Origin of the sequence: Roseovarius sp. PS-C2, assembly GCF_018862045.1 — a bacterium.
Taxonomy (GTDB): domain Bacteria; phylum Pseudomonadota; class Alphaproteobacteria; order Rhodobacterales; family Rhodobacteraceae; genus Roseovarius.
Genome location: NZ_JAHKSQ010000004.1, coordinates 315,539 through 341,616 on the forward strand (window position 1 = coordinate 315,539; position 26,078 = coordinate 341,616).

25 protein-coding genes are annotated in these 26,078 nt (G+C 58.2%); 8 read left to right on the top strand and 17 right to left on the bottom strand.

The window, feature by feature from the left end; all coding sequences use genetic code 11:
- Window positions 1–43: 43 nt before the first annotated feature.
- The 5 genes from ftsH to folD all read left to right on the top strand — a co-directional run bounded on the left by ftsH (window position 44) and on the right by folD (window position 6,281).
- Entirely contained in the window at window positions 44–1,966 is a 1,923-nt protein-coding gene (ftsH, locus tag KPG71_RS09790; protein WP_216337895.1) for an ATP-dependent zinc metalloprotease FtsH, read from the top strand.
- Window positions 1,963–2,748 (top strand): methyltransferase domain-containing protein, encoded by a 786-nt coding sequence (locus KPG71_RS09795; RefSeq protein WP_367397338.1) that lies wholly within the window; start codon window positions 1,963–1,965, stop codon window positions 2,746–2,748. Before ftsH ends, KPG71_RS09795 begins: the two co-directional genes overlap by 4 nt.
- A 93-nt stretch (window positions 2,749–2,841) precedes the next feature.
- Window positions 2,842–3,441, top strand: coding sequence for an MOSC domain-containing protein (locus tag KPG71_RS09800; protein WP_216337896.1), 600 nt, complete (start codon window positions 2,842–2,844; stop codon window positions 3,439–3,441).
- Window positions 3,442–3,619: 178 nt separating this feature from the next.
- On the top strand, window positions 3,620–5,296 hold the full coding sequence (locus tag KPG71_RS09805) for a formate--tetrahydrofolate ligase (RefSeq protein ID WP_216337897.1): 1,677 nt from the start codon (window positions 3,620–3,622) through the stop codon (window positions 5,294–5,296).
- An 82-nt stretch (window positions 5,297–5,378) separates the two neighbouring features.
- Entirely contained in the window at window positions 5,379–6,281 is a 903-nt protein-coding gene (gene folD, locus KPG71_RS09810) for a bifunctional methylenetetrahydrofolate dehydrogenase/methenyltetrahydrofolate cyclohydrolase FolD (RefSeq protein ID WP_216337898.1), read from the top strand.
- A 52-nt stretch (window positions 6,282–6,333) separates the two neighbouring features.
- Here folD and KPG71_RS09815 read toward each other — a convergent pair whose 3' ends face one another.
- Window positions 6,334–6,756 carry a PaaI family thioesterase gene (locus KPG71_RS09815; protein WP_216337899.1) on the bottom strand — a complete coding sequence of 141 codons (423 nt, stop codon included), beginning with the start codon at window positions 6,754–6,756 and terminating at the stop codon, window positions 6,334–6,336.
- Between KPG71_RS09815 and KPG71_RS09820 the strand changes: the two genes are divergently transcribed.
- Window positions 6,750–7,724: a LytTR family DNA-binding domain-containing protein gene (locus KPG71_RS09820; protein ID WP_253196183.1), complete on the top strand. Its 975-nt coding sequence runs from the start codon at window positions 6,750–6,752 to the stop codon at window positions 7,722–7,724. The two genes, KPG71_RS09815 and KPG71_RS09820, sit on opposite strands and share 7 nt — an antisense overlap.
- Window positions 7,725–7,896: 172 nt before the next feature.
- Window positions 7,897–8,376, top strand: coding sequence for a DUF4405 domain-containing protein (locus KPG71_RS09825; protein ID WP_216337900.1), 480 nt, complete (start codon window positions 7,897–7,899; stop codon window positions 8,374–8,376).
- Window positions 8,377–8,422: 46 nt separating this feature from the next.
- Here KPG71_RS09825 and KPG71_RS09830 read toward each other — a convergent pair whose 3' ends face one another.
- From KPG71_RS09830 to KPG71_RS09890, 13 genes are all read right to left on the bottom strand, one after another.
- Entirely contained in the window at window positions 8,423–9,733 is a 1,311-nt protein-coding gene (locus KPG71_RS09830; RefSeq protein ID WP_073035379.1) for an ATPase, read from the bottom strand.
- Between the two features lie 136 nt (window positions 9,734–9,869).
- A complete protein-coding gene (locus KPG71_RS09835) occupies window positions 9,870–10,370 on the bottom strand; it encodes a prepilin peptidase (protein ID WP_216337901.1) in 501 nt (166 codons plus the stop codon).
- A gap of 15 nt (window positions 10,371–10,385) precedes the next feature.
- Entirely contained in the window at window positions 10,386–11,243 is an 858-nt protein-coding gene (locus KPG71_RS09840; RefSeq protein ID WP_216337902.1) for a lipopolysaccharide assembly protein LapB, read from the bottom strand.
- A gap of 27 nt (window positions 11,244–11,270) precedes the next feature.
- Window positions 11,271–11,825: a tetratricopeptide repeat protein gene (locus KPG71_RS09845; protein ID WP_216337903.1), complete on the bottom strand. Its 555-nt coding sequence runs from the start codon at window positions 11,823–11,825 to the stop codon at window positions 11,271–11,273.
- 12 nt (window positions 11,826–11,837) lie between these two features.
- Window positions 11,838–12,824, bottom strand: coding sequence for a type II secretion system F family protein (locus KPG71_RS09850; RefSeq protein ID WP_216337904.1), 987 nt, complete (start codon window positions 12,822–12,824; stop codon window positions 11,838–11,840).
- Window positions 12,825–12,837: 13 nt separating this feature from the next.
- Complete coding sequence (locus tag KPG71_RS09855) at window positions 12,838–13,806, bottom strand: type II secretion system F family protein (protein WP_216337905.1); 969 nt, start codon at window positions 13,804–13,806, stop codon at window positions 12,838–12,840.
- A 5-nt stretch (window positions 13,807–13,811) separates the two neighbouring features.
- Entirely contained in the window at window positions 13,812–15,281 is a 1,470-nt protein-coding gene (locus KPG71_RS09860; RefSeq protein WP_216337906.1) for a CpaF family protein, read from the bottom strand.
- Between the two features lie 19 nt (window positions 15,282–15,300).
- Window positions 15,301–16,530, bottom strand: a complete 1,230-nt coding sequence (locus KPG71_RS09865; RefSeq protein ID WP_216337907.1) for an AAA family ATPase — start codon at window positions 16,528–16,530, stop codon at window positions 15,301–15,303.
- A gap of 256 nt (window positions 16,531–16,786) precedes the next feature.
- On the bottom strand, window positions 16,787–17,437 hold the full coding sequence (locus KPG71_RS09870) for an OmpA family protein (protein ID WP_216337908.1): 651 nt from the start codon (window positions 17,435–17,437) through the stop codon (window positions 16,787–16,789).
- A gap of 17 nt (window positions 17,438–17,454) precedes the next feature.
- Window positions 17,455–18,861, bottom strand: a complete 1,407-nt coding sequence (locus KPG71_RS09875) for a type II and III secretion system protein family protein (RefSeq protein ID WP_216337995.1) — start codon at window positions 18,859–18,861, stop codon at window positions 17,455–17,457.
- 202 nt (window positions 18,862–19,063) lie between these two features.
- A complete protein-coding gene (cpaB, locus tag KPG71_RS09880; RefSeq protein ID WP_216337909.1) occupies window positions 19,064–19,933 on the bottom strand; it encodes a Flp pilus assembly protein CpaB in 870 nt (289 codons plus the stop codon).
- A 215-nt stretch (window positions 19,934–20,148) separates the two neighbouring features.
- Window positions 20,149–20,427 carry a hypothetical protein gene (locus tag KPG71_RS09885; protein WP_367397339.1) on the bottom strand — a complete coding sequence of 93 codons (279 nt, stop codon included), beginning with the start codon at window positions 20,425–20,427 and terminating at the stop codon, window positions 20,149–20,151.
- An 83-nt stretch (window positions 20,428–20,510) separates the two neighbouring features.
- Entirely contained in the window at window positions 20,511–20,729 is a 219-nt protein-coding gene (locus tag KPG71_RS09890) for a Flp family type IVb pilin (RefSeq protein WP_216337910.1), read from the bottom strand.
- A gap of 355 nt (window positions 20,730–21,084) precedes the next feature.
- Between KPG71_RS09890 and KPG71_RS09895 the strand changes: the two genes are divergently transcribed.
- Window positions 21,085–21,894, top strand: a complete 810-nt coding sequence (locus KPG71_RS09895) for a lytic transglycosylase domain-containing protein (protein ID WP_253196184.1) — start codon at window positions 21,085–21,087, stop codon at window positions 21,892–21,894.
- 55 nt (window positions 21,895–21,949) lie between these two features.
- Here the strand turns inward: KPG71_RS09895 and KPG71_RS09900 are convergent, their stop codons facing one another.
- The 3 genes from KPG71_RS09900 to topA all read right to left on the bottom strand — a co-directional run bounded on the left by KPG71_RS09900 (window position 21,950) and on the right by topA (window position 25,968).
- Window positions 21,950–22,576, bottom strand: coding sequence for a CoA transferase subunit B (locus KPG71_RS09900; protein ID WP_216337911.1), 627 nt, complete (start codon window positions 22,574–22,576; stop codon window positions 21,950–21,952).
- A 64-nt stretch (window positions 22,577–22,640) separates the two neighbouring features.
- On the bottom strand, window positions 22,641–23,336 hold the full coding sequence (locus tag KPG71_RS09905; RefSeq protein WP_216337912.1) for a CoA transferase subunit A: 696 nt from the start codon (window positions 23,334–23,336) through the stop codon (window positions 22,641–22,643).
- A gap of 112 nt (window positions 23,337–23,448) precedes the next feature.
- The gene (gene topA, locus KPG71_RS09910; RefSeq protein ID WP_216337913.1) at window positions 23,449–25,968 is read right to left on the bottom strand and encodes a type I DNA topoisomerase; all 2,520 of its coding nucleotides are present in this window, start codon (window positions 25,966–25,968) and stop codon (window positions 23,449–23,451) included.
- Between the last annotated feature and the right edge of the window lie 110 nt (window positions 25,969–26,078).

Here is a 26,078-nt window from a genome sequence, read left to right on the forward strand (position 1 = left end):
CTTGTGATAGGTCGATGCCACCCGAACTGTGAGGAGAGTTTCCTTGGGCAACGCAAGAAATATCGCCTTCTGGCTGGTGCTGTTCCTGCTGATACTGGCGCTGTTCAACCTGTTCAGCGGCCCTGGCAACACGCTCCAGAGCAAGTCGATCAAATATTCCGAGTTTGTCTCGGCTGTCGAAGACGGCAGTGTCAGTCAGGTCACTCTCGATGGTGAGAATGTCCGTTTCCGTGGGGCCGATGGCAAGGAATATGTCACCATCAAGCCGCAGGATGCCGACCTGACCAACAAGCTGATCGATGCAGGCATTCCCGTGAATGCCGAACCGCAAGAGCAATCCGGGTTTCAGACCTTCCTGATTTCATTGTTGCCCTTCATCCTGCTGATCGGCGTCTGGATCTATTTCATGAACCGCATGCAGGGCGGCGGCAAAGGCGGGGCCATGGGCTTTGGCAAGTCCAAGGCCAAGATGCTGACTGAAAAACATGGGCGCGTGACGTTTGACGACGTTGCCGGCATTGACGAAGCCAAGGAAGAACTCGAGGAAATCGTTGAATTCCTGCGCAATCCGCAGAAGTTCAGCCGCTTGGGCGGGAAGATTCCGAAAGGCGCGTTGCTGGTCGGCCCTCCGGGGACGGGTAAAACATTGCTGGCCCGCGCCATTGCCGGTGAGGCCGGTGTGCCCTTCTTCACGATTTCGGGGTCGGATTTTGTCGAAATGTTCGTCGGTGTGGGCGCCAGCCGTGTGCGTGACATGTTCGAGCAGGCCAAGAAGAACGCGCCGTGCATCGTGTTCATCGACGAAATCGACGCTGTCGGTCGTCACCGCGGGGCCGGTTATGGCGGCGGTAACGACGAGCGCGAGCAGACATTGAACCAGCTTCTTGTCGAAATGGACGGGTTCGAGGCGAACGAGGGTGTGATCATCATTGCCGCCACGAACCGCAAGGATGTTCTGGACCCGGCGCTGTTGCGCCCCGGCCGGTTCGACCGTCAGATCACGGTGCCTAACCCCGACATCAAGGGCCGTGAAAAGATTTTGGCCGTGCACGCACGCAAGACACCGCTTGGTCCGGATGTCGATTTGCGAATCATCGCGCGTGGGACTCCCGGTTTCTCGGGTGCCGACCTTGCGAACCTCGTGAACGAAGCTGCGCTGATGGCGGCCCGTGTCGGACGGCGTTTCGTGACCATGGAGGATTTCGAGAACGCCAAGGACAAGGTCATGATGGGGGCCGAAAGGCGCTCGATGGTGCTGACTGACGATCAGAAGGAAAAAACCGCGTATCATGAGGCGGGGCACGCTATCGTCGGTCTGGCCCTGCCGAAATGCGATCCGGTCTACAAGGCCACGATCATTCCACGTGGCGGTGCGCTTGGCATGGTGGTCAGCCTGCCCGAAATCGATCGCCTGAACTGGCACAAGTCCGAGTGTGAGCAGAAACTGGCCATGACCATGGCCGGCAAAGCGGCGGAAATCATGAAATACGGACCTGACGATGTGTCGAACGGCCCGGCGGGTGACATTCAGCAGGCCAGTGGACTGGCGCGTGCTATGGTGCTGCGGTGGGGCATGTCCGACAAGGTCGGCAACGTGGATTATGAACAGGCCCACGAAGGCTATATGGGCAACGCGGCAGGCGGGTTCTCGATTTCGGCTCATACGAAAGAACTGATCGAGGACGAAGTCAAACGCCTAATCGACGAAGCCTATGAAAAGGCGTATTCGATCCTGACCGAGAAAAAGGACGAGTGGGAACGTCTGGCGCAAGGGCTGCTGGAATACGAGACTCTGACCGGCGAAGAGATCAACCGCGTCATCAAAGGTGAGCCGCCAGAGGCTGATGATGATGGCAGCGCGCCCGAAAAGGACGACAAGCCTTCGGTGACTGCTATCCCGAAAACCAAACCCAAGTCATCGTCCGGTCTGGGCGATGGCGGGCCGGAGCCCGAGCCTTCGACGTGAGCGGGCAAGCGGCAAAAGCCGACTGGAATCCCGGTGCCTATGCAAGATACCGGGATTTGCGGTTGCGGCCCGGTCTGGACCTGCTGAACGCGGTGGGCCAGATGGGTGTGGGGGATGTGATCGACCTTGGCTGTGGCAACGGTGCGCTTGGCGAGGCGCTGCGTGCCCGTGCCGGGGGGCGACCACTGGTGGGGGTCGATGCCTCGCCCGCGATGCTCGAAAAGGCGCGTCAGGCGCATGGTTATGACAATCTGCAACAGGCCGATATCCGTGAATGGCATCCGCGCCGCGCGCCGGGTCTGATTTTTTCCAATGCCGCGCTGCATTGGGTTGGCAACCATGAACAGTTGATGCCGCGGCTGGCCGGAATGCTGAGCAAAGGTGGCACACTGGCCGTTCAGATGCCGCACCAGAACAAGGCGCCATCGCATCGTGTCTGGCTGAGCCTTGTGGAGGAATTGTTTCCCGGTCGGATCGAGAAGATGGGCACGCCAGGTGTCATGGCGCCGGTGAAATATGAAGAATTGCTTGCGCCGCTCGGGCAGTTCCGTCTCTGGGAAACCGAGTACTATCAGCGTCTCGTTGCCGAAACCGGCAGTCATCCGGTGCGGCGTTTTACCGAAAGCACCTATGCGCGTCCGGTGCTCGAGGCTTTGGAACCGGATGAGAAGTCCGAACTGGTTCGCCGCTACGAAGATGTCATGAAGGCCGCATATCCCGTTCGGGCGGATGGATCTGTGCTTTTCCCCTTCCGTAGGCTGTTCTTCACCCTGACGGTTTGAACAGGTCCTTATATAGCCGGTCACATTTTATCATTTGACCGAGGCGCGCGCGGCGGCAAAGCTGCGCGCGTTCATTTGGTTGAAGGATTGAATATGCCGGCCCTCATTCCCACGGATTTTACCGGGACGATAACATGGCTGGGACGCGTCGATGACCGTGCCTCCAGTCTGCGCAGCACTCCTCTACAAGAGGTCACCGCGACATTCGCGGGCGTTGATGGAGAAGAGCATGCCGGACTGACCCGTCCTTCGTGCAGTCGCGTGACCAGCCAGTACCCAAAAGGCACGGAAATTCGCAATGTGCGGCAGTTTTCGGTGTTGAGCGCAGAAGAGCTTGTTCAAATTGCCACCCAGATGGGCTTGGACAGCCTTGATCCTGCGCTGGTTGGCGCATCGCTGGTGCTTGAGGGCATCCCCGATTTTACCCATATCCCGCCCTCGTCGCGATTGCAGGCCGAGTCAGGGGCGACATTGGTTGTCGATATGGAAAACCGGCCCTGCCACCTGCCCGCAAAGCCGATTGACGAAGACACACCGGGATATGGCCGCGCGTTCAAGGCGGCAGCGAACGGGCGGAGGGGCGTGACGGCCTGGGTCGAATGTGAGGGCCTTTTGCGGGTGGGTGAGACCATGCGGTTGCATGTGCCTGATCAACGCCCGTGGTTGCATCTGGATCAGGTTCTTTCGATCTGAGCGAATTTCGCCCTCGCCGTCTGGCCCTTCGAATCTGTTTCCGATCCGAAACCCTTCCGCGATCCGCCGACGCAACAAGAGCCGGATATGTCGGAATCGCATTCTGCATACCGTCGCGGACTTGCTATTGCCGAAACAGGACATCACCACGGCCGCCTGGCCAGCACGAGGGAAACCCATGAGCTACAAGTCTGACATCGAGATTGCACGCGAAGCGAACAAGAAGCCGATTCAGGAGATCGGCGATAAACTCGGCATCCCCAGTGAACATCTGCTGCCCTATGGCCACGACAAGGCGAAAGTCAGTCAGGATTTCATCAATTCGGTTCAGGGGAACGACAATGGCAAGCTGATCCTCGTGACGGCGATCAACCCCACCCCTGCCGGTGAAGGTAAAACCACGACCACGGTCGGTCTGGGCGATGGCCTGAACCGCATCGGCAAGAAGGCGGCCATTTGTATCCGCGAGGCAAGCCTCGGACCGTGCTTCGGCATGAAGGGCGGTGCTGCTGGTGGGGGATACGCACAGGTCGTTCCGATGGAGGAAATGAACCTGCACTTCACGGGGGATTTCCACGCGATCACCACGGCGCACAACCTGCTGAGCGCGATGATCGACAACCACATCTACTGGGGCAACGAGCTGGCCATCGACGAACGTCGTGTTGTCTGGCGTCGTGTGCTGGACATGAACGACCGTGCCCTGCGCGATACCGTCACGTCGCTTGGTGGTGTGGCCAACGGTTTCCCGCGCCAGACCGGGTTCGATATTACCGTCGCCTCCGAGGTCATGGCGATCCTGTGCCTTGCAACCGATCTGGACGACCTTCAGCGCCGTTTGGGTGACATCATCGTCGCCTACACGCGCAAGAAAGAGCCGATCACCTGCCGCGATATTCAGGCCGATGGTGCAATGACGGTGCTGCTCAAGGATGCGATGCAGCCCAACCTGGTGCAGACGCTGGAAAATAACCCTGCCTTCGTCCACGGTGGTCCGTTCGCCAACATCGCGCATGGCTGTAACTCGGTCATGGCGACGACTACGGCGCTGAAAATCGCTGACTACGTCGTGACCGAAGCCGGTTTCGGGGCCGATCTGGGTGCCGAGAAGTTCATGAACATCAAGTGCCGTAAGGCCGGCCTTGCCCCCTCGGTGGTGGTGGTCGTGGCCACGGTGCGTGCGATGAAGATGAACGGTGGCGTCGCCAAGGCCGATCTGGGCGAAGAGAATGTCGACGCGGTCAAGAAGGGATGCCCGAACCTGGGCCGTCATATCGAGAACGTCAAATCCTTCGGTGTCCCGGTTGTCGTCGCGATCAACCATTTCGTGACCGACACCGATGCCGAGGTGCAGGCCGTCAAGGATTACGTGGCCGAGCAAGGCTCGGAAGCGATCCTGTGCCAGCACTGGGCTAAAGGGTCGGAAGGCACCGAAGAGCTGGCGACACGGGTTGCCGAAATCGCCGAGGGCGAATGGGCCAACTTCGCACCGCTCTATGCCGACGACATGCCGCTGCTGGAAAAGGTCGAAACCATCGCCAAGCGTATCTACCGCGCCGATGAGGTTCTGGCCGATCAGAAAATCCGCAACCAGTTGAAGGAATGGGAAGAAGCCGGATACGGCAATCTTCCGGTCTGCATGGCTAAGACGCAATACAGCTTTACCACCGATCCGACCCGTCGTGGTGCGCCAACTGGTCACTCGGTGCCCGTCCGCGAAGTTCGCCTGAGTGCGGGTGCGGGTTTTGTCGTGGTGATCTGCGGTGAGATCATGACCATGCCGGGCCTGCCCAGCAAACCCGCCGCCGAAGCGATCAAGCTGAATGCCGACGGCGACATCGAAGGTCTGTTCTGAGCCGGGCACTTGAACCAGTGCGCTCCGCCAAGCTATGCGGGGCGTACATGCGCGTTTGACCCAAATTGGGAAAGGAAAACCGATGACGGCACAGATCATCGACGGCAAGGCCTTTGCGGCCACGGTCCGGGAAAAGGTCGCAGGCCATGTGGCGCGGCTGAAAGAAGAGCATGGAATTACTCCCGGCCTTGCCGTGGTGTTGGTTGGGGAAGACCCCGCCAGTCAGGTCTATGTACGCTCGAAGGGCAAGCAGACCGTCGAGGCCGGCATGAACTCTTACGAGCACAAGTTGGACGCCGATACCTCGGAAGAGGATTTGCTGGCGCTGATCGACCAGTTGAACACCGATCCGGCTGTGCATGGTATTCTGGTGCAGCTTCCGTTGCCGGGGCATCTGAACGAGGATCTGGTGATCAACTCAATCGACCCGGCCAAGGATGTCGACGGGTTCCATATCTCGAACGTGGGTTTGTTGGGGACGGGCCAGAAATCCATGGTGCCATGCACGCCGCTCGGCTGTCTGATGATGTTGCGCGATCACCACGGCAGCCTGTCTGGGTTGAACGCAGTGGTGATCGGTCGATCGAATATCGTCGGCAAGCCGATGGCGCAGCTTCTGCTTGGCGATAGCTGTACGGTGACCATCGCACACAGCCGCACCAAGGATATCGAGGAAGTGACCCGCCGTGCGGATATCGTGGTGGCGGCTGTGGGCCGTCCGCAGATGGTGACCGGTGACTGGATCAAGCCGGGTGCCACAGTCATTGATGTAGGGATCAACCGTATCGACGCACCCGAAAAGGGCGAGGGCAAGACCCGCCTTGTCGGGGATTGCGATTACGATAGCTGCGCCGAGGTTGCGGGCGCCATCACCCCGGTGCCGGGCGGTGTGGGGCCGATGACCATCGCCTGTCTTCTGGCCAATACCGTGACGGCATGTTGTCGGGCGAATGGCCTGTCCGAGCCGGAAGGCCTGACCGCCTGATCCCGGCTCTGCCATTGACAGGAAAGCCCCGGTTATATCGCACCGGGGCTTTTCATTTGGTGGGGAGGGGGATCATCGTGCCGGTCATCATTGCGACATGCACCTCGTCCGAGCCGGTACGGCTATAGACATCGGCTTGCACGATGACCAAGCGCCTGCCCGGTTTGATCACGCGGCCGCGGGCGATCAGAAGGTCGCCATGACCGGGTGCAAGCAGGTGGATTTTCATTTCTGTGGTCATAACTTCGTGATCGTGGGGCATGATCGACAGGGCCGCATAGCCCGCTGCGCTGTCGCCGATCGCAAAAGTCAGTCCGGCATGTGCGACACCATGCTGTTGCCGGCAACCGGGCAGGATGGGGGCCTGTATCTCGGTTTCGCCCTTTGCAATAAGGGTTAACTTGGCGCCAACAGTTGCCATCATGGTTTGCGCGGCAAAACTTTTACGCACTTTTTTCTCATTCTCGAATGTCATTCACGATCTGTCCGTCACAGTTTTTCCACGTCAGCTTTGACAGCCTAAAGTGGTGCATCGGTCTTGTGAATACTTGGCATACCCGACAAAAACGCTATAAGCGTTCTAAGTTTCAGCGGTTGATGAGGGTCATGTTGCAACTGGGGGAAATCAAGGACGTTTTCGCAAGAACCTATTCTTCGCTTTTCTCACCCTTGACCATTTTCATCTGGGTGGCCTGCATCGTACTGGCCACCCTGGCTGGCCCTTTCGGAACTTATGAAACCATGGATTGGTCGACGCGGCTGTTCTATTGGTCGCTTGTCGTCAGTATCGGAATGCTGTTTGGCTATGGAGCGCGTGGCTTGGCAGTTTTGGCGATTGGGTTTGAGCGGCCGCTGATCTTTGATGCCTTCGCATCCCTGTCGGTTTGTGTGACTTTCGGGCCGATTGTATGGATGCTCCGCGGCCATCTGGAGCCCGCGAACAGTACATTTGCGGTGCATTTGTTCGACGTGATGCTGAATACCTTTGTCGTTTCGGCAGGAATTTTCGTATTGCGCCGGCAGATTTGCCGTTCGGAACCCGTGGCATATCTGGTGAACCAAGCCGAAGATGAAATCCCACAACCTGACCAGCCACGCCTGTTGCGGCGATTGCCGAAGGAAAAGCGTGGCAGGGTTCTGCGCATCAGCGCGAATGATCACTACGTCGAAGTCGTGACCATGGCGGGCAGCGAGGTGCTGCGGATGCGATTGGCTGACGCGATTGACGAAATGGAACCGGTCGAAGGGTACTGCGTGCATCGTTCGCACTGGGTGACATGTTCGGCTATCGTTGGGACGGAACGCGAAAGCGCCCATAAACTGTTCGTATTGTTGTGCAATGAGGACCGTGTTCCAGTCAGCAGAAAATACCGTCCGAACCTGGAAGAAGCGGGACTGGTTTCAAAACAGCAAGGTGGACTGGCCATTGCGGTCAAGGGATGATCGCGCTTTGGTGTGGCGATGCTGTCGGACAGCAGGGGCATGGTGGATAAGAGCCACCTGCCGCGTCTGAAAAAGTCGCGCCCTGGGGCAGGACGGGTATGCGGACCGCTTTCGCCGGAAACTCGTAAGTGCTGCGTTTCATGGATATCACAATCATGAAAAGGAGCTTCCGATGCTCGGCCTACGCCAAATTTCCACGCCTTTGACAATCGGTGCTTTCATCTTGAGTGCCGTGACTGGCGTTCTGATGTTTTTCCATTTGGATATAGGGCTGAACAAAGCCGCGCATGAATGGTTGAGTTGGGCCCTGGTCGTTGGTGTCGCTTTGCACCTGAGTGTGAATTTCAGGGCTTTTCGCGGATATCTGAAACGCCCCGTTGCACGTGGTCTGATCGCTGGCTTCATTGTGTTGCTGGCAGCTTCGTTCCTGCCCTTGGGCAGTGGCGGTAGCCCGGTTGCTGCTGTCATGCAAGGCCTGAGGCGGGCTCCTGTTACGCAAGTCGTTGCATTGGCGGGTGCCGAAAGCGGGCAAGTGACAGAAAGGTTGCAGGCGGCTGGATATAGGGCGGAAGCCGAACAGACTGTCGCGGACCTTGCTGGCGGTGATCGCAAGGCGCAGGCCGAGATACTGGGTTTGATATTCCAGAAATAAATGGTCTGCCCACACAAACGCGCGTGAGCAGACCGGTGTGTGCCGTTCAGTGGATGATCTTTTCTTCCTTGACGAACATATTCGCCCAGGCCCGGTCGATCAGTTCGGGGGACATCTGATAGGGGATGCCCTCGAATTCACAGATCGACACCATCTGATCGATCAGGAACGCCGGTTGGTAGTTGGCATAGATGTTGTCGATGGTCGGATACTTCACCTTGAGCAGATGTACCAATGCGGCCTCGTCCAGCGGCATTTGCTTTTTCTTGGCGACCATGGCGAAAATCTTGAGGAAGTTGGCCTGATTGGGGCCGTCGATCTTGATCTTGAAGAAAATCCGGCGCAGCGCCGCTTGGTCGAAGATTTCGTTGGGGTGGAAGTTGGTCGAGAAAATCACCAGCGTATCGAAGGGAACTTCGAATTTTTCACCCGATTGCAAGGCAAGGATATCCTTGGATTCTTCCAAGGGAACAATCCAGCGGTTGACCAGGCTTTGTGGCGGTTCGGCCTGACGGCCAAGGTCGTCCACGATGAAGATGCCGCCAGTGGATTTTAGTTGCAGCGGGGCCTGATAGGTTCGCGCCGTGGGGTTATAGACCAAATCCAGCATATCGAGGCTAAGCTCGCCCCCGGTAATGACCGTTGGCCTCTCACAGCGCACATAGCGGGTATCGAAGGTACGCTTGCGGCGCAGGCTGCCGGGGTCGTCCACTTCGACCTCGGCCTTGGAGTGTACGATGGGGTCATAGACTGTAATCACCTGCCCGGCGTATTCGATGGCGCGGGGCACGTATATCTTGTCCCCCATGGCATCGCGGATACCGTTGGAAATGCTGGATTTACCATTACCGGGCGGGCCATACATCAAGATCGACCGCCCTGCCGAGACAGCCGGGCCAAGATGGTCCAGCAAACTGTCGGGCAACACGAGGTGGCCCATGGCGTCGATCAGTTCCTTACGGGTGATCTGGATGTTGCGGATCGACTGACGCTGAACCTGTTCACGATAGACCGACAGCGGCACGGGCATGGCGCCGAAATATTCGGACTGGGACAGGGCGTCGAGGGCGCGTGATTTGCCCGCGTCCGTAAGCTGATAGCCCATTTCGCTGCCCGAATTGGCGTTCAGCGTGCCGGTTGCCTCGATCAGACGTTGCTCGCGGCCCATGTCGACCAGTTCCTGTGTCACGGCGCGGGGAAGGCAAATTGCTTCGGCCAGTTCACTGACAAGATCGATGTTCTTGCGAAACATAGTCTTGATCAGGATGTCACGCATCATCACCAGCGGCAGCCTCATTTCGTTCAGACCGCTTGGAGGCGGTGGCGGCTGCACGCCTTGTGTCACTTGCATATTCATTTGGGATCGCCTGCGATTTGTCTGGTTCATGCTTGCCCTCGCCGAAAGACGAACGCGTGCTCAGAATGCCGTGTAATCGTGCAGAAATTGTGGAAGCGGTCGGGCAGGGCCGGGGCAAAGGAAGCCGTTTGCTATGCTATTGGCCGAACATGGCTCCGAGCCACAGATAGATCACAAGGCTGCTGCCAAGCGCGAACCCCATGGGAAACTTGTTTCCACTGGTCCAGCTTTGCCAATCGGGGGCCATGTTGCGCAGTCCGGAATGCTTGATCATCCGGTGCGTCGCATAGCAGGCCACCATGTTGACTGCGAAAATCACGCTGATCAGGGTGAAATCCCCTGGTGCGATGAAAGGGGCGGCTGCCGCCAGAAATTTGGAATCTCCAGCCCCCATGAGGCCTGCCGCATTAACCAGAATCCCGAACAACAAGACGATGGCAAGGTTGAGCAGGCGCCAGGGATAGTCAGCCAAAGGCAAGGCAATGAGGCCGATCACGAGAAACACTGCTGTCAGGGCCAGAACCGCCTTGTTGGGGATGCGCATTGTGCTCAGGTCGCTCCAGACGACCCAAAGACAGATCGGCAGCACAAAGGGCAGGAACCACAACGCCTGCGCAGAGGTGATATCAAGCGACATGTGGTTTCCGATGGCTTAGTTCGTTACATTGCCCTCTAGCGCGCGCAAGCTGCGCACTGCGGCCTCGAAATGTTGGGGATGAGTTTCGATCGCGTCGCGCAGCAGGCCCTTGCCGATCGTGGTGTCGCCTTGTTTCACTGCGGACAGGCCAAGCGTATACAGGAGTTGGGCACGCTCGACCTGCGTGACAGGCATGACTGGGAGCGAGTATTTCTTCTGTGCGCCGCGAGCAAGAACAAGGTTGTTCTTGGCGGTAAACAGGGATTCATCTTGCCGGATGGCATCGCTGAACAGGCGTTCGGCGGCCGGGAAATCACCGCGGGTCAGTTTGGAATACCCCCAGTTGTTCATCACGCCCGCGGGCCGGGTAGTCAGGCCGACGGCGGTTTCATAGAAACTGTCGGCTTTTTTCCAGTCCTGATTGCTGTCCGCGATCATCGCTTCGAGGCGATAGCGCTTGAATGTCTCGAAGGTGGGCGGGATCGCATCCAGAACCTTGTCGGCGCGTTCCCATTCGTTGTTGCGGATCAGGGCATCCGCATAATCCACACGGTCATCGTCGGTTGCTTCAGCGTGGTCGGTGACTTTTTTCCAAGCCCCGACGCCTTCGGTGTAGCGCTTGGCGCGGACCAGGGATTTTGCGAAACCGCGTTGCAGATCTATACGGTCCGGTTTTTCACTTGTGGCCCGCTGAAAGTATGACACGGCCTCGTTCGCGTCGGCCACGTTCAACATTACGTCGTTCAGATTGCTTTCATCCACGACATTCACGCCTTGAAAGGCGCGGTCGACTTCGGGGCCCTTGGATTGCTCGCAACCGGACAGGACCATAGCACCTGCTACGAACAGGGAAAGATAGATAGGGTGGCGCATTTTTTGCGTCCTTTTACTGCCTTCGCCTCAACCCGATACACGACGGATCAGATAATCGCTGCTGCCGCGTCGTACCAGTTTGTAATCTTGCTCTCGAATTTCACCATAATAGGATTTTTCGGATTTTTCGAGAGCTAACCGCAAATTGTCACGAATTGCGTCACTTTCGCCATTGTCGAATGCATAGGCGCGTTGAAACACTTGCGCGGCTTCGGCGGTTTTGCCCTTTTCCATAAGCACGACGCCAAGATTGTTCCAGATTTCCGGGGCGTCTTCGTCACGCTCGATCGCGTCGCGCAGCATCCGCTCGGCTGTTCCCAGTTGCCCCAATCCGAGATGTGCACTGCCAAGCCCGGCCAGAACCTCGGCACTCATCCCCTGTTCGAGAGCCGCGCGCGAAAAAGCGTCAATGGCCAGATCGTATTCGCCCGCTGCCATCAGACGGTGGCCGACCACCATTCCATCAACGGCGTCGCCCTTTTGCGAAACTCCGGGAGCGTAAGGGTTGTCACGCGAAATGTCCTGGCCGTTGCATGCGGCCAGGACAATGCATAAAGCGGTAAATGCCGCTGGTCGTATCATGGCGCCTCGTGCCTAGCGGCCAGCCATCGCAAAGAGTTCCATGATCCCCAAAACAGATGGCCCGACCAGAATGATCAACAATGGCGGCACTGTAAGCATCATCGTGGCCAATGTCATCTTGGTTGGCAATTTGTTGGCTTTTTCTTCGGCGCGCATGACGCGTTTGTCACGCATCTCGCCAGCATAAACCCTGAGAGCATCGGCGATCGAGGTGCCGAAAGTCTGCGACTGGACCAGAACGGTCACGAAACTGGAAATATCCTGCACACCACAACGCTCGGCCATTTCATTGAGAACCGAAGGTTTGTCGCGACCGGCCTTGATCTGGTGCGCGACGATTTCATACTCTTCAGCCAGAGCAGGATATGATACGGCAATTTCGTTGGCGACGCGGATGATCGACTGATCCAGAGACTGGCCGGCCTCGACGCATGTCAGCATCATGTCCAGACTGTCGGGAAACCCGTCGGAAATTTCTTCCTGACGTTGCTGTTGGCGCTTGGTCACCCAGTACTTGGGTAGCATATATCCCACGCCCGCCGGACCCAGAATATAGAGCACTGCATCCTTGGCCGAACTTTCCTCGCCGGCAACGAACAGCAGGTAGTAAAGGACACCAAGGATCAACAACCCAAGCGCCAGCGCCAACTGCGCAAAATAGAAATAACGCACCGCATCGCGTCCGCGATAACCGGCCTGCACCAGCGTCAGTTTGATTTGCGAAAACTGCTTGTCGTCCTGCGGTTCGAGGAAGTTCGCATATTTGTCCAGCTTCTGGTTGCGCTGGTTTGTCCGCAGGCGCGGCCCTTTGTCCGACTGGTTCAGGGATTGGCCGCGCTGATCACGCTTGAGTTTCTCCAGCGGATCTTTGGAGTCCTTGATCAGGGCCGGAATCATGATCAGCACCAGAAGGATGCCGAGCGTTCCGAGTGCGATGATCGGTCCGAAGGGGCCAAGTGCCTCGACCAGGCGCTCTTGGATTTGGGTCAGGAATTGCATCACGAAGTTCCCTTCAAACCTTGATATTCACAAGTGCACGCATGACGATCAGGTTGGCCACGAGGAACGTCCCCACCACCAGGCATGCCGGGATGAAAAAGGCGTGTTGCATGGCTTCGTCATAGTAATTGGGGTCGATCACCTGAATCCCGATCAACGCAAGGATAGGGAAGCCCGACAGGAACTTGCCCGACCATTTGGCTTCGGCGGTAATCGCCTTGACCCGGCGAAACAGGCGGAAACGGGCGCGGATCACCTTGGCCAGACCATCGAGAATCTCGGCCAGGTTACCGCCCGATTGCTGTTGGATCGTCACGGCCACGGCCAGAAAGCGCAAATCCTGCATGTCCAGACGTTCGGCCATGTCCTTGAGCGCCTCCCCCATGTCACGGCCATAGGCGGCTTCGTCGGCTATGACGCCGAACTCGGTTGCCAGGGGGTCGGCCATTTCATTCGATACGATCGCAATGGCCGATGCAAACGGATGCCCCACGCGCAGGCTTCGGACCATCAGTTCGATGGCGTCGGGAAGTTGCTCTTCCAGCATCGCCATGCGCTTGCCGGCTTTCATGTTGATCCATGTGAACACGCCGCCTACGCCGAAGGCGACGGAAACCAGGGCTCGCACAGGTATGCTGGTGGCCGTTCCGATGGTCAGCCCGGCAAAGGCCATGATGCTGACCCCGATCATCAGCAGGATCAGCTGCTTGGGGGTGAATGCGATGGCAGCCTTCTGAGCCTTTTCAGACAGGATCGCATAGATAGGGATGTTGCGCGCCTTTAGGTGCTGCTCCATCTCCTTGCGGAGCTTTTCCATCACCTCTTCACGGTTGCCGGATTTGTCTAGCATTTCCAGGCGTCGGTTCACCCGGTTGTTGAGGCTGATCGAACGCCCGAATACCGTGAGGTAGATACCTTCAACGACGACAAGAACCGCCACGAAGATCATTGCATAGATGATCGGTTCTGCACTGATGGACATTTGTCTTACTCCGCGGCGATGGGTTCGTAGATGGTCGAGGGCAGGTCATACCCCCACAGGCGGAATCGCTCGGAGAAGTTCGAGCGCACACCGGTTCCCGTGAAATGACCGATAATCTTGTTGTCGGGAGTCAGGCCGACCCGCTGATAACGAAAAATCTCTTGCATCGAGATCACTTCGCCTTCCATGCCGGTCACTTCGGTGATCGAGGTCATCCGGCGCGAGCCATCCTGCAATCGCGACGCCTGCACGATCAGGTGCACCGCCGAAGCGATCTGGCTGCGTACGGCTTTGAGGGGCATTTCAATACCGGCCATTGCAACCATGTTTTCCAGACGGCTGATCGCATCGCGGGCGTTGTTGGCGTGAATCGTCGTCATCGACCCGTCGTGCCCCGTGTTCATGGCCTGAAGCATGTCGATCACTTCTTCACCACGCGTTTCCCCAACGATGATGCGGTCGGGGCGCATCCGCAGGGCGTTTTTCAGACAGTCGCGCGGGGATACCTCGCCCTTGCCTTCGACGTTGGGGGGACGGCTCTCCATCCGGCCGACGTGAATCTGCTGCAGCTGAAGTTCCGCCGTATCCTCGATCGTCAGGATGCGTTCGGAATTGTCGATGAAAGACGACAACGCATTGAGCGTGGTTGTCTTACCCGAACCGGTTCCGCCCGAAACAATGATGTTCAGGCGGGTGGCGACGGCAGCCTGAAGATAGGCCGCCATTTCTTCGGAAAAGGCGCCGAAATTGACCAGATCGTCAATGCCCAGCTTGTCCTTTTTGAATTTACGGATCGAGACCAGACTGCCGTCCACTGCGACAGGGGGCACCATGGCGTTGAAACGCGATCCATCGGCCAGGCGCGCGTCGACGTAAGGGTTCGATTCATCCACGCGCCGACCTACGGCGGACACGATCTTGTCGATAATACGCAGAAGGTGGCGTTCGTCCTTGAACGTGACGTCGCTGAGTTCCAGCTTGCCTGCCCGTTCCACGAAAATCTGCTGCGGACCATTGACCAGAATATCATTTACGGTGTCGTCCTGAAGAAGCGTTTCCAGCGGGCCAAGGCCGCGCACCTCGTCATAGAGTTCTTGCGTCAGAGTGGTGCGGTCTTCACGGTTCAGAACGATACTGCGTTCTTCCAGAACCTCGGAGGCGATGGAGCTGATTTCGGCGCGCAGGTCGGACTCGGACGCAGAATCGAGTGCGCCGAGATTCAGGTTGTCCAGAAGCGCGCGGTGAAGATCCAGCTTGATTTCCGCAAGGCGCTCCTTGCGTTTGCGTTCCTTGTCGGCCATTTGCGGTTTGGCTGGCGCCAATTGTGTTGGCTTGCGCAGCGAGGCGCTTGGCGCCTCCCCGACCGGTGCCGTTTTGGGCATGGCAGGTGCCGCCGGTGCGGCCTTGGTTGCCTTGCCCTTTGAGCTTTCGGGGCCGGCTTTGCTTCCGGGCGATTTTTTGTAGCGTGAGAACATTTGTCTTTACCTTCTCGCCTTATGCGGCTTCTGCGTCACTTTTCCCGAGCTCATGCAAGGAGGACGCCAGTTTGGCGAATTCCTTGCGCAGCGGATTCTTGGCTGCGGACGTGGCCAGCGGCACACCATGATCCCCGCTTTGGGTGATCTGACGGCCCCCATCGGGAAGCTGCAGTTCGATGGAAATTTCAAGACTCTCCGACAGCCGTTTGACCCGGCTTTTGCCATTCAGATCGGTGAACTTCGGGGCGCGGTTCAGGCAGAAGCGTACCTTTTCGAGGGGCAGTTCCTCGGCCCGGAGCGCCCGTTTGAACCGCAGGGTATTCTGCGCGGAACGCATGTCGAGCTCGAGTGTGGTGAAATAGATCTGGGCGTTGCTCAGAACGGTTTCCGTCCACTGCACCAGCGTAGAGGGCATGTCGACGATGACATAGTCGAACTTCGCGCGCGCCTGGTCCAGTACCCGCTGCACGTCTTCGGGCGAGATCATATCGAGCGGCAAGATGTCATGCGGCGCGGTCAACACCCACAGCTTGTCTTCATAGGATGTCAGGGCCTGACGGAAGATTTCATCGTCCAGGGCGTCGGTATCGCTCCACATGTCGTAGACGACGTCACGGCGCGGTAAATCCAGATAGGTTGCCACGGTTCCGGTCTGAAGACCGAAATCCAGAATGCAAACTCTGGGACCGTCCTTCTTTTCCACATTGGCCAGCTCCCAGGCCAGGTTTACGGCCATGGTTGTGGCCCCGGTGCCCCCGGCAATCGGTTGTACTGCCAGAAGGACACCATCTGCCGGGGTATCTGTCGAAACGAATGAATTCCTGGTTGCCGCGGCCTGTTGCTCGCGTTTCTTCAAACGCTCGATGGCGGCTTCCAGTTCTCCCTCGGGCAGGGGGTAAGGAACGAATTCATCGGCGCCCTGCCGGAGCAACTGATGCAGGGCAGCGGGACTGACGTCCTCGGCAATCAGGATGATCTTGATACCTTTTGCATTGGCCAGAGCGATGATTTCGCCCAGCATCACAAGGTCGCCCTCATCGGCGTCGTCGATCGCAAGGGCAACGAATTCAAGGGATTGCGCTTCGGGTTGGTTGAAGAAGGCCAACGCTTCGGCAAAGCCCAGATCGCCCCAGCTCTCTCCCAGAACCGTTTCCATATCCTCGATCAGAAGGTCGAAGTTCTGTACGTCACGGCTGATCGTACAGGCCAGGATCGGGTTTGGGTCTGTCGTCGCACTACTCGTCATCGTTCTCGTTCCATTCTTTGTTGCCGCGCGACCGGTCGGGTTTGGCCCGATGCCTTCAGTCTTTGCTTGGTGCGCGGCTCTGCCGGGCGCTCCGGAGATGCACTTGCCACTGCGCGACATTCCCTGAAAATCTGGGCAACAATTGGGCCAAAAAATCGTAATTGTGCGATTTGAGAAGGCAAAAAGAAAACCCGCCGAGAGGCGGGTCTTTGAGTTGGTCCAACCGGAATCGGACAGGGAGATTTCTTGGTTTATGTCACTCGACGATGCCTTCGCTGCCGCCCATCGAAAGCGTTGTCTTGGGTTGCGCGCTGTTGATGTATTGGCGGTAGACGACGCTGGCGTATTTGCCTTGCATCACAATGGGATGTGATCCCACAAATCCACTCACCTCGGTAACGGTCCGGCGATTGCGGCGTTCGCGCCCCTGGGTCACGATAAGCGGTTGCGTTTCACCAAACGACGCGACGGCTTCGAGACGTGACCGGCTGACACCCTGAGCGACAAGGTAATTTACAACCGAGTTTGCCCGGCGCAGGCCAAGTTGTTTGTTATAGCCTGCGGAACCGACCGCATCTGTGTGTCCGTACACGCGGAAGCGGACCTCGGGGAACTGTCGAATCCAGTTCGCCTGTTCGCGCAGTGTGTCGCGTGCTCCGGCATCCAGTTGCGCCGAGTTGAAGGCGAAATTGACGGTGCTCAGAACTTCGTTCGAGAAACGGTTGGCCAGATCGTAGACATAGGCCTTTTCGCCGGTCATCACGAGTTGGTTGTTCATGTTCGCGTTGCCGAAATCGCCGCTGTCCACCAATGCACCGGCTTCGGAGAAGTAAGACCTGTAGACGTTGCCATCCGTGGTGCAGGCGGTCAGGGCAAGAAGCCCCGCAGTTGCCAGAAGATGTTTCATGTGCCCCTGCCTTTCCATCAGTCCATGACGTATCCGTAAGAGCCGGTGAAGTCCTGTTTCGCGACTTCGCCTGCTGTGCCGGTCGGTCTGTTTTTCTTGGCCACGCGACCGTTCAGGAACAGGTCCGCCTCGGACGGCAGTTTGACCCGATCCGTCGGGAGGGCCAGAGCCTCGCCCCGTGTCGGCGTGACGAGATGTGCGCTTACGATGATGACAAGTTCGGTTTGCGCCCGCGCATAATCCGCACTGCGGAACAACGCGCCAAGTACAGGAACATCGCCCAGCCAGGGCACCTGGCCGTTACTGTCGCGGAAATCATCTTGCAGCAGACCGGCGATGGCAAAGCTTTCTCCATCGCGCAGCGCAACAGTGGTGGAGGTGTCGCGACGGCGGAAAGCGTCGACCGTGAAGGTGCCGGTGTTGATACCGTTCGTCGTATCGATCGACGATACGGCGGCGGCCAGCTCGAGATTGATGATATCTTCATCGACGACACGTGGAATGAAGTTCAGTTCCACACCGAAAGGTTTGAACTCGATTGACGTAGTGTCGTTGTCCTGGGCGACGGGGATGGGATATTCGCCACCGGCAAGGAACGTGGCCTCTTGCCCGGACAGCGCGGTCAGGTTGGGTTCGGCCAGAGTGCGAACAACGCCTTTTTGTTCAAGGGCTTGCATCAGGATGCCGATTTCAACCGAACCGATATCAAAGCCGAAGAAGGCTGCGCCGGCATCGTTGCCTGCAGCTACGCCGCCAGCATTAACTCCGGTCGAGGGCAGGTTGCTTCCGGCCAGTGCCGCACCGTTGCCACTGACGGGACTCAAGGCGTTCACCGCCAGCGAGGTCGACAACTGCTTGGATACGCTGCGCTGCATTTCGGCAAAACGAACCTTCAGCATGACCTGTTGCTTGCCGGAGACGACCATCAGGTTCGAGACCCGTTCGGGCGCATAGCGTTCGGCCAGAGCAAGAGCGCGATCCATCCGCGCGGCGCTGGAGACACTGCCGGACAGGACGATACCGTCATTCGCGGTGCGCACCTCGATCTTTTCGTTTGGCAAGATCTGGTTCAGACGTTCCTTGAATTCCGAAACATCTGTCGAAACGTGAATTTCGACATTTGTGATCAGACGGCCGGTTTCGTCCAGCAACGTCATGGTCGTACGCCCCGGCGCCTTACCAAGAATGTAAATCGTGCGATCCGAGAGCGTAGAGAAGTCCGCGATCCCCGGGTTCGCGACACTGAGTTCGGCGAAAGGTGTATCGCTTTCCACGACAATGGCGCGGTTCAATGTAACGCTCAGATCGCGGTTGGCGCCTTTGCGAACGATTTGAAGATTTTCAGCTTGGACAGTGTTTGCAAACGGTCCAAATACAATTGCCAGCCCGAACAAGGCCGCTTTCAAGAAGCCTGCATATTTCATGTGACCTGCCTTTCCGATCACGCCTCAATTAATCGGGTCTTGACGCCCGTGTTTCGGCCACTTTGCGCCAATTCCGATTTTTTTTCAAGAATCAACGCCAGTTTCAAAAAAATCCTTAAAACCGTGGCAGACTTGCCAGCGTCAAAGAATAAAGGGTGCCGCGAAGGGCACCCTTTATAAGCTGGATGGCACATAACCGGGATCAGTTGGTGCAGGGGATCTGGCTGACGACCACTTCGCCGCCGCGGCGGGTCTTGATCGTGCAGACCTCTTTCTTGGGGGCGGGGGCCTCGACCTCTTGTTTGGACAAGCCCAGAAGGCGCCATTGGTCAACTTCGATCACGTCTGCGACGCTTTCGTCCTGAGCCCCGACCAGCGACAGCGACAAACGCCCGGTGGCTTGCGCTTGCGCCAGCGCGGCGACCTCTTGCGGTTTTGCGGCTACAGTGACGGTACGCGCGATGATGGCCTGACGTGTATCTTCGTTGGAGACCTGATCGACGGCAATCAGTTTGACGGCGGTCTGGATCAGCTTCGTCACGTCACCGACCGAATTCCCTTCGGTTCGCACCTGGTTGCCACGCACCTGGCCGGTCCAATAGACGTCGACACGGTCGCCCGGCCGAAGAAAGCCGGATACGCCGCTGGCCACGTCAACCTTGATGGCAAAAGCGCGCATGCCCGGCCCAAGCGCGGTGGCGATACCGGCGGCTTCGCCGGGTTTGGTGATTTTGGATTTCAGAACCGCCTCGTTCTTATCCATGGCGCGGCGGATCATGCGCTTTTCCTCGTTCTTGTTGGGAAACAACGCATCTGCCTTGGTAAAGTAACCTTCCGGCAGAGAATTCTTGGGAAATTTCGCCATACGCACCATGTTCGGCTCAAGCGTCTGACCGTATTTCAGGGGCTCGTTGGCGACGATGACATCGACCGTTTCGATCTGTGGCGCACGCTGTGCGCGTTCGTGGGCAAGCTGTGCCTGATAGCCCTGGATATAGTTCTTGGCCATGTAAACGGCAAAGCCGGCCAGACCCAAACCTACCATAAGCACCAGTCCAAAAACCAAACGCATGGCCAGTCCTTTCTTTTTCGCTGCTCATTCATGATGCCCGTGGCACCCGTATCCGCATTTCTAAACACGGGATTGTGGCAGAATGAGGGAAGGGCAATGATCCTTTCTGGATCACATGGGGTACGTTGCCCGGAAGTGTCATGAAACGTGAAAATTTCAGTACGCATCGCGACCAGCGCCTGCAAAACAATGCGGCGATATCGTCGATGATCGTATTATCTCGTGGTGAAATCGAGTTCTGTAAGCGTTGCGGATGACAAGGCCGAGCTGATGCTGCTACCCAGGCCTTGATTTGCGGTCATAAGTGTAAAGACCGCCACAACGCCGATGCCGACCACGGCTGCCGTCAAGACCACCCAATCGACCGTAACCGCGCCGTCTTCGTCGGACAGAAATGTTTTCTTAGCTGCGCTCATGGTAGTCACCTCTGGGGCTTGACGCACAGATCGCTGCGCGATGGATTGTTTTATTCGCTCATCCTGAAACGCGACCATGGGTATCTAATGGCGGCGTTAAAAAACTGGCCGCAAAGCGACGTTTGCGGCCAGTTCAATCCGGTCAGTTCCGGCGGGCTAGCTTAGCCGCCCGAGCCAACGTCCTGACCCAGCGTGCCCAGGGTAACGACGCTTGCATCGCTCATTTGCGAGCCGATGCTGCCTGCCAGGCTGTCCACGCCACCCTTCACGGCGGCAACGCCGGCAACGCCCAGGCCCACGACTGCTGCGGTCAGCACGACCCAGTCAACTGTCACGGCACCGTCTTCGTCTTTCACGAACTGGTTGATAAACTTCATCATGGTAGGTCCCTCCAAAGGATCATATCTCAGGTTTCAACCGCGTCCGGGGGGTGATGGCCGCCTCTCTCAATGGCCGTCCCCGTTGCGGTATGGGCAGATAAAGCACCTCAATTCAGGCAGGATTTAGGCGTGAATAGATCGTTTTTCGTGAACATTCGCGGTTTTGCTGTGGTGCGACGTAACTTATTGATAAGTATTGTTAAGTTTTAAAATGAGAATGTGAATTCATATGTGTTTCGAGATTTGGCGATAAAAATCTCCAGATGAGTGTTTCTCGGAATAATACAATTCTGGATAATCCAGCCGTCTTTTGCGACAATGATCTCCATAAAAAACGAGGCAAGGCAGTTTTCAGATGCTATCCGTTCGGATTCTGACGCTTATGGCGGCGATTTTCGCGCCGGTGGCCCTGCTGGCCGACGATCCTCCACCGTTTCCCGATTTCACCTTCAAGATGGGGAAGCCCCCGAAAAGCGGGGCAGGCAAACGTATCACTGTTCAGATTGAACCGTCCGAAGACGCGGTCGCCGCCCCGACAGTGCCTGCCGATGAACCCGCTGCCCCGGCGAAAGGCGTCTATTCCTGGTTCTGGACCGAGGTATCGCCCGATATTGGCGAAAACGCTGTTGAACGTTTGGATACCGCTTTCGCGCATTTGGTCAACGGGCCGGAAAATACGCAGGTATCGCAACCCCGGCTGCAGACCCTGCAAGACATTGCGCAGGCCGAAGGGCAGCGTGTGCTGCGTGCGACCATCGGAACGCAAGTCTCGCCCGCGCTGGCCCTTGCGGTGATCGCGGTGGAATCTGGCGGGCGTAAACAGGCGGTCAGCCCCAAGGGCGCGCAGGGGTTGATGCAGTTGATGCCGGATACCGCGCGCCGCTTTGGCGTGACCGACAGCCTGTCGCCGGATCAGAATATTGCGGCCGGGGTGGCCTATCTGGATTGGTTGCTGTCCGAATTCCGGGGCGATGCGGTGCTGGCCCTGGCGGGATACAACGCCGGGGAAAACGCCGTGAAAAAACATCAGGGCGTGCCGCCCTTTGCCGAAACGCGCGATTATGTGCCCAAGGTGCTGGCCGCCTACAAGGTGGCCATCGGCCTGTGCAAGACCAAGCCGCTCCTGATCACCGACGCCTGTGCGCTTAATCTTGCGATGAAATAGTTAAAACGGGCCGCCGTGGTCGGGGCCCGTTCCCGTTCGCTTTTGTTGTCCAAGGTCAGACGATGGTTGCCTCGGTCGCCGCGCGCAGGTCTTCCTCGGTGACGCCGGGGGCGCATTCGACGATCTTCAACCCGCCTTCGACGACATCCAGAACGCCGAGATTGGTGATGATCCGGTTGACAACACCCGTCCCCGTCAGCGGCAAGGTGCATTCCTTCAGCACCTTGCTGTCGCCGTGCTTGTTGGTGTGATCCATCACCACGATCACGCGACCGACGCCTGCAACAAGGTCCATCGCGCCGCCCATGCCCTTGACCAGCTTGCCGGGGATCATCCAGTTCGCCAGATCGCCGTTTTCCGCGACTTCCATCGCGCCGAGGATCGCCATGGCGATCTTGCCGCCCCGGATCATGCCAAAGCTGGTGGCGCTGTCGAAATAGCTGGTATGCGGCAGTTCGGTGATGGTTTGCTTGCCGGCATTGATCAGGTCGGGGTCTTCGGTCCCTTCGACGGGGAAGGGGCCCATGCCCAGCATCCCGTTTTCGGATTGCAGCGTCACGTGAACGCCTTCGGGGATGAAGTTCGGCACCAGCGTCGGGATACCGATCCCGAGGTTCACATATGTGCCGTCTTCCAGTTCTTTTGCCGCGCGGGCGGCCATTTCATTGCGGTCCCAAGCCATGGTCATGCTCCTTTTGGGGAAATTGAGGAAGGCCGGCGGGGGCCATGCCCCGCCCTTGCCGCGATCAGGCTGCGCGCGTCGTGCGTTGCTCGATGCGCTTTTCGTGTTCGCCCTGGATCAGACGATGCACGTAGATGCCGGGCAGGTGGATGTGATCGGGGTCCAATTCACCGGGTTCGACGATCTCTTCCACTTCCATCACACAGATCTTGCCGCACATCGCCGCCGGTGGGTTGAAGTTGCGGGCGGTCTTGCGGAAGATGCAGTTGCCGGTGGTATCAGCCTTCCATGCCTTGACGATCGACAGATCGGCAAAGATGCCGCGTTCGAGAATATAGGTCTCGCCATCGAAATCCTTGTGTTCCTTGCCCTCGGCAACCTGCGTGCCGACGCCGGTCTTGGTGTAGAAGCCGGGAATGCCGGCACCGCCGGCACGCATGCGCTCGGCCAGGGTGCCCTGGGGGTTGAACTCCAGCTCCAACTCGCCCGACAGGTACTGACGCATGAACTCGGCGTTTTCGCCAACGTACGAACTCATCATCTTCTTCACTTGGCGGCTTTGCAGAAGAATGCCGATGCCGAAATCGTCAACACCTGCGTTGTTCGAGGCAAAGGTCAGATCCTTGACGCCGCTGTCTTTGATTGCCTGCAACAGCAGTTCAGGAATACCGCAGAGGCCAAAGCCCCCGGCGGCAATCAGCATATCGTCGTGCAGAAGACCGTCCAGCGCCTCGGCCGCCGTACCATAGACCTTGTTCATTCCATAACCCTCCTGGATAAACCGTTTGCAACGGTATGGGGTGCGGAACGGGCCAAAGTCAACGATCAGGCCCGCCCGCAAGCGTCCATAAGGATTACTACGTAGGGCTGGCCTATTTCTTGGCGGTGGCTTTCTTGCGGGCTGTGGTCTTGCGGCCCTTGCCTTTTTTCGCGGCTTTTTCGGCAATCAACTGCACGGCCATGTCCATGGTCACGTCTTGCGGTTCGGTTCCCTTGGGCAGGGTCGCGTTGATCTTGTCCCATTTCACATAGGGGCCATAGCGCCCGTCCATGACATTGACCGGTCCGCCGGATTCGGGGTGGTCGCCCAGTTCCTTGAGAGGTTTGGCCGTCGCGCGCCCTTGCCCGCGCGAGGCGGCTTTCTTGGCTAGTTCCTCGACCGCGCGGTTCATGCCGATGGTGAAGACGTCATCGACCTCCTTGAGGTTGGCATAAAGCCGCCCGTGTTTGACATAAGGACCATAGCGCCCGATCCCGGCCTCGATCATTTCGCCATCGTCGGGGTGCGGGCCTATTTCGCGCGGCAGGCTCAGCAGTGTAAGCGCTTTTTCAAGGTCCATGTCATCCGGGTTCCAGCCCTTGGGCAGGCTGGCGCGTGGGGGTTTCTTGTTCTCTTCCGTGGCTTCGCCGCGCTGCACATAGGGACCGAACCGGCCCGAACGCAGGCTGATCTCTTCCCCGTCATCCTCGCCAAGGATACGATCCCCCGCGTCGTTGGCATCGCCACCAATGGGCCGGGTGTAACGGCATTCGGGATAACGCGAACAGCCGACAAAGCCGCCCGTGCGTGAGGTTTTCAGGTGCAGGCTGCCTTCCCCGCAGAGCGGGCAGACGCGCGGGTCGCTGCCATCTTCGCGCGGGGGGTAAAGCGTGGGGGCCAACGCATCGTCCAGAACGTCCAGCACCTCTGTGATGCGCAATTCGGAGGTTTCCGCAATCGCCGCCGAAAAATCGCGCCAGAACCGGCTGAGCACTTCCTTATAGTCCAGATTGCCCGCGCTGACGGTATCGAGCTCGTCTTCGAGGTCGGCGGTGAATTCATATCCCACGTATTTGCGGAAGAAATTCAGAAGGAAGATCGTGACGATCCGCCCCTTGTCTTCGGGGATCAGGCGGTTCTTGTCCTTCCGGACATATTCACGATCCTGAATCGTGGTGACGATGCTGGCATAGGTCGAGGGGCGACCGATGCCCAGTTCTTCCATTTTCTTGACCAGCGTCGCCTCGGTATAGCGGGGCGGAGGCTGGGTGAAATGCTGTTCGGGCGTGACGCTGCGCTTGTCGGCCTTGTCGCCTTGGGAAATCTGCGGCAGGCGCTTGTCGTCGTCATCGACAACCTGATCGTCACGGCCCTCTTCGTAGATTTTGAGAAAGCCGTCGAACAGCACGACCTGCCCCGTGGCGCGCAGGCCCACCTGCCCGTCGGCACTGCCGATGTCGACGGTGGTGCGTTCCATCCGTGCGCCTTCCATCTGGCAGGCGAGGGTGCGTTTCCAGATCAGATCGTAGAGTTTGCGCTGATCGGCATCGGTGGTCTTGATCGCCTTGGCATCGCGCGTCATGTCGGTGGGGCGAATACACTCGTGCGCCTCCTGCGCGTTCTTCGCCTTGTTCTTGTACATGCGCGGGGACTTGGGAACATAATTCTCGCCGAACCGGTCCTTGATCGCGTCACGCGCGGCCATCACGGCCTCGGGCGCCATGTCGATCCCGTCGGTCCGCATATAAGTAATGTATCCCGCCTCATACAGCCGTTGTGCGGCACTCATCGTCTGACGGGCGCCCATGCCGAACTTGCGGCTGGCCTCTTGCTGCAGGGTCGACGTCATGAAAGGCGGGGCCGGGTTGCGCGAAGTCGGCTTGGCTTCGACCGACAGCACGCTCAGATCGCGGCTATGGATGGCCTGCACGGCCAGTTCGGCCTGCGTACCGTTTTCGATATCGTATTTGTCCAGCTTCTTGCCGGCCAGAATTGTCAGGCGTGCCTCGAACTCCTGGCCGCGGGGCGTGGCCAGCAATGCCTTGACCGACCAGTATTCGCGAGGCTTGAACGCCTCGATCTCCATCTCGCGCTCGACGATCAGGCGCAGGCAGACCGATTGCACCCGACCCGCCGATTTCGCGCCGGGCAGTTTGCGCCAGAGCACGGGTGACAGATTGAAACCCACCAAGTAATCGAGAGCACGCCGTGCCAGATAGGCTTCGACCAGATCCCCGTCCACGTCGCGCGGATTTTTCATCGCCTCGGTCACGGCGGATTTCGTGATGGCGTTGAACACCACGCGGCTGACCTTGGTGTCCTTCTTGATGGCCTTGCGTTTGCGCAGGGCCTCTTCCAGGTGCCAACTGATCGCCTCGCCCTCGCGATCGGGGTCGGTGGCGAGGATCAGGGTCTGGTCGTCTTTCAGCGCGTCGGCGATGGCCTTGACGTGTTTGCGAGAGTCGTATCCGACCTCCCATTTCATGTCGAAATCGTGTTCGGGATCGACCGAGCCGTCCTTGGGCGGCAGGTCGCGGACATGCCCATAGGACGCCAGAACCGTATAGTCGGACCCCAAATATTTGTTGATAGTCTTGGCCTTAGCCGGGGATTCGACAACGACGACGGGCATGGAAACTCCTTTCGACTCGGGACGAGACTTATGGCGGCGGACCATGTGGGGTGGCAAGGGGAATTGTCAATGTCACCTGATCAAAGGGGGTGGTGGACATTGTGCCGCGC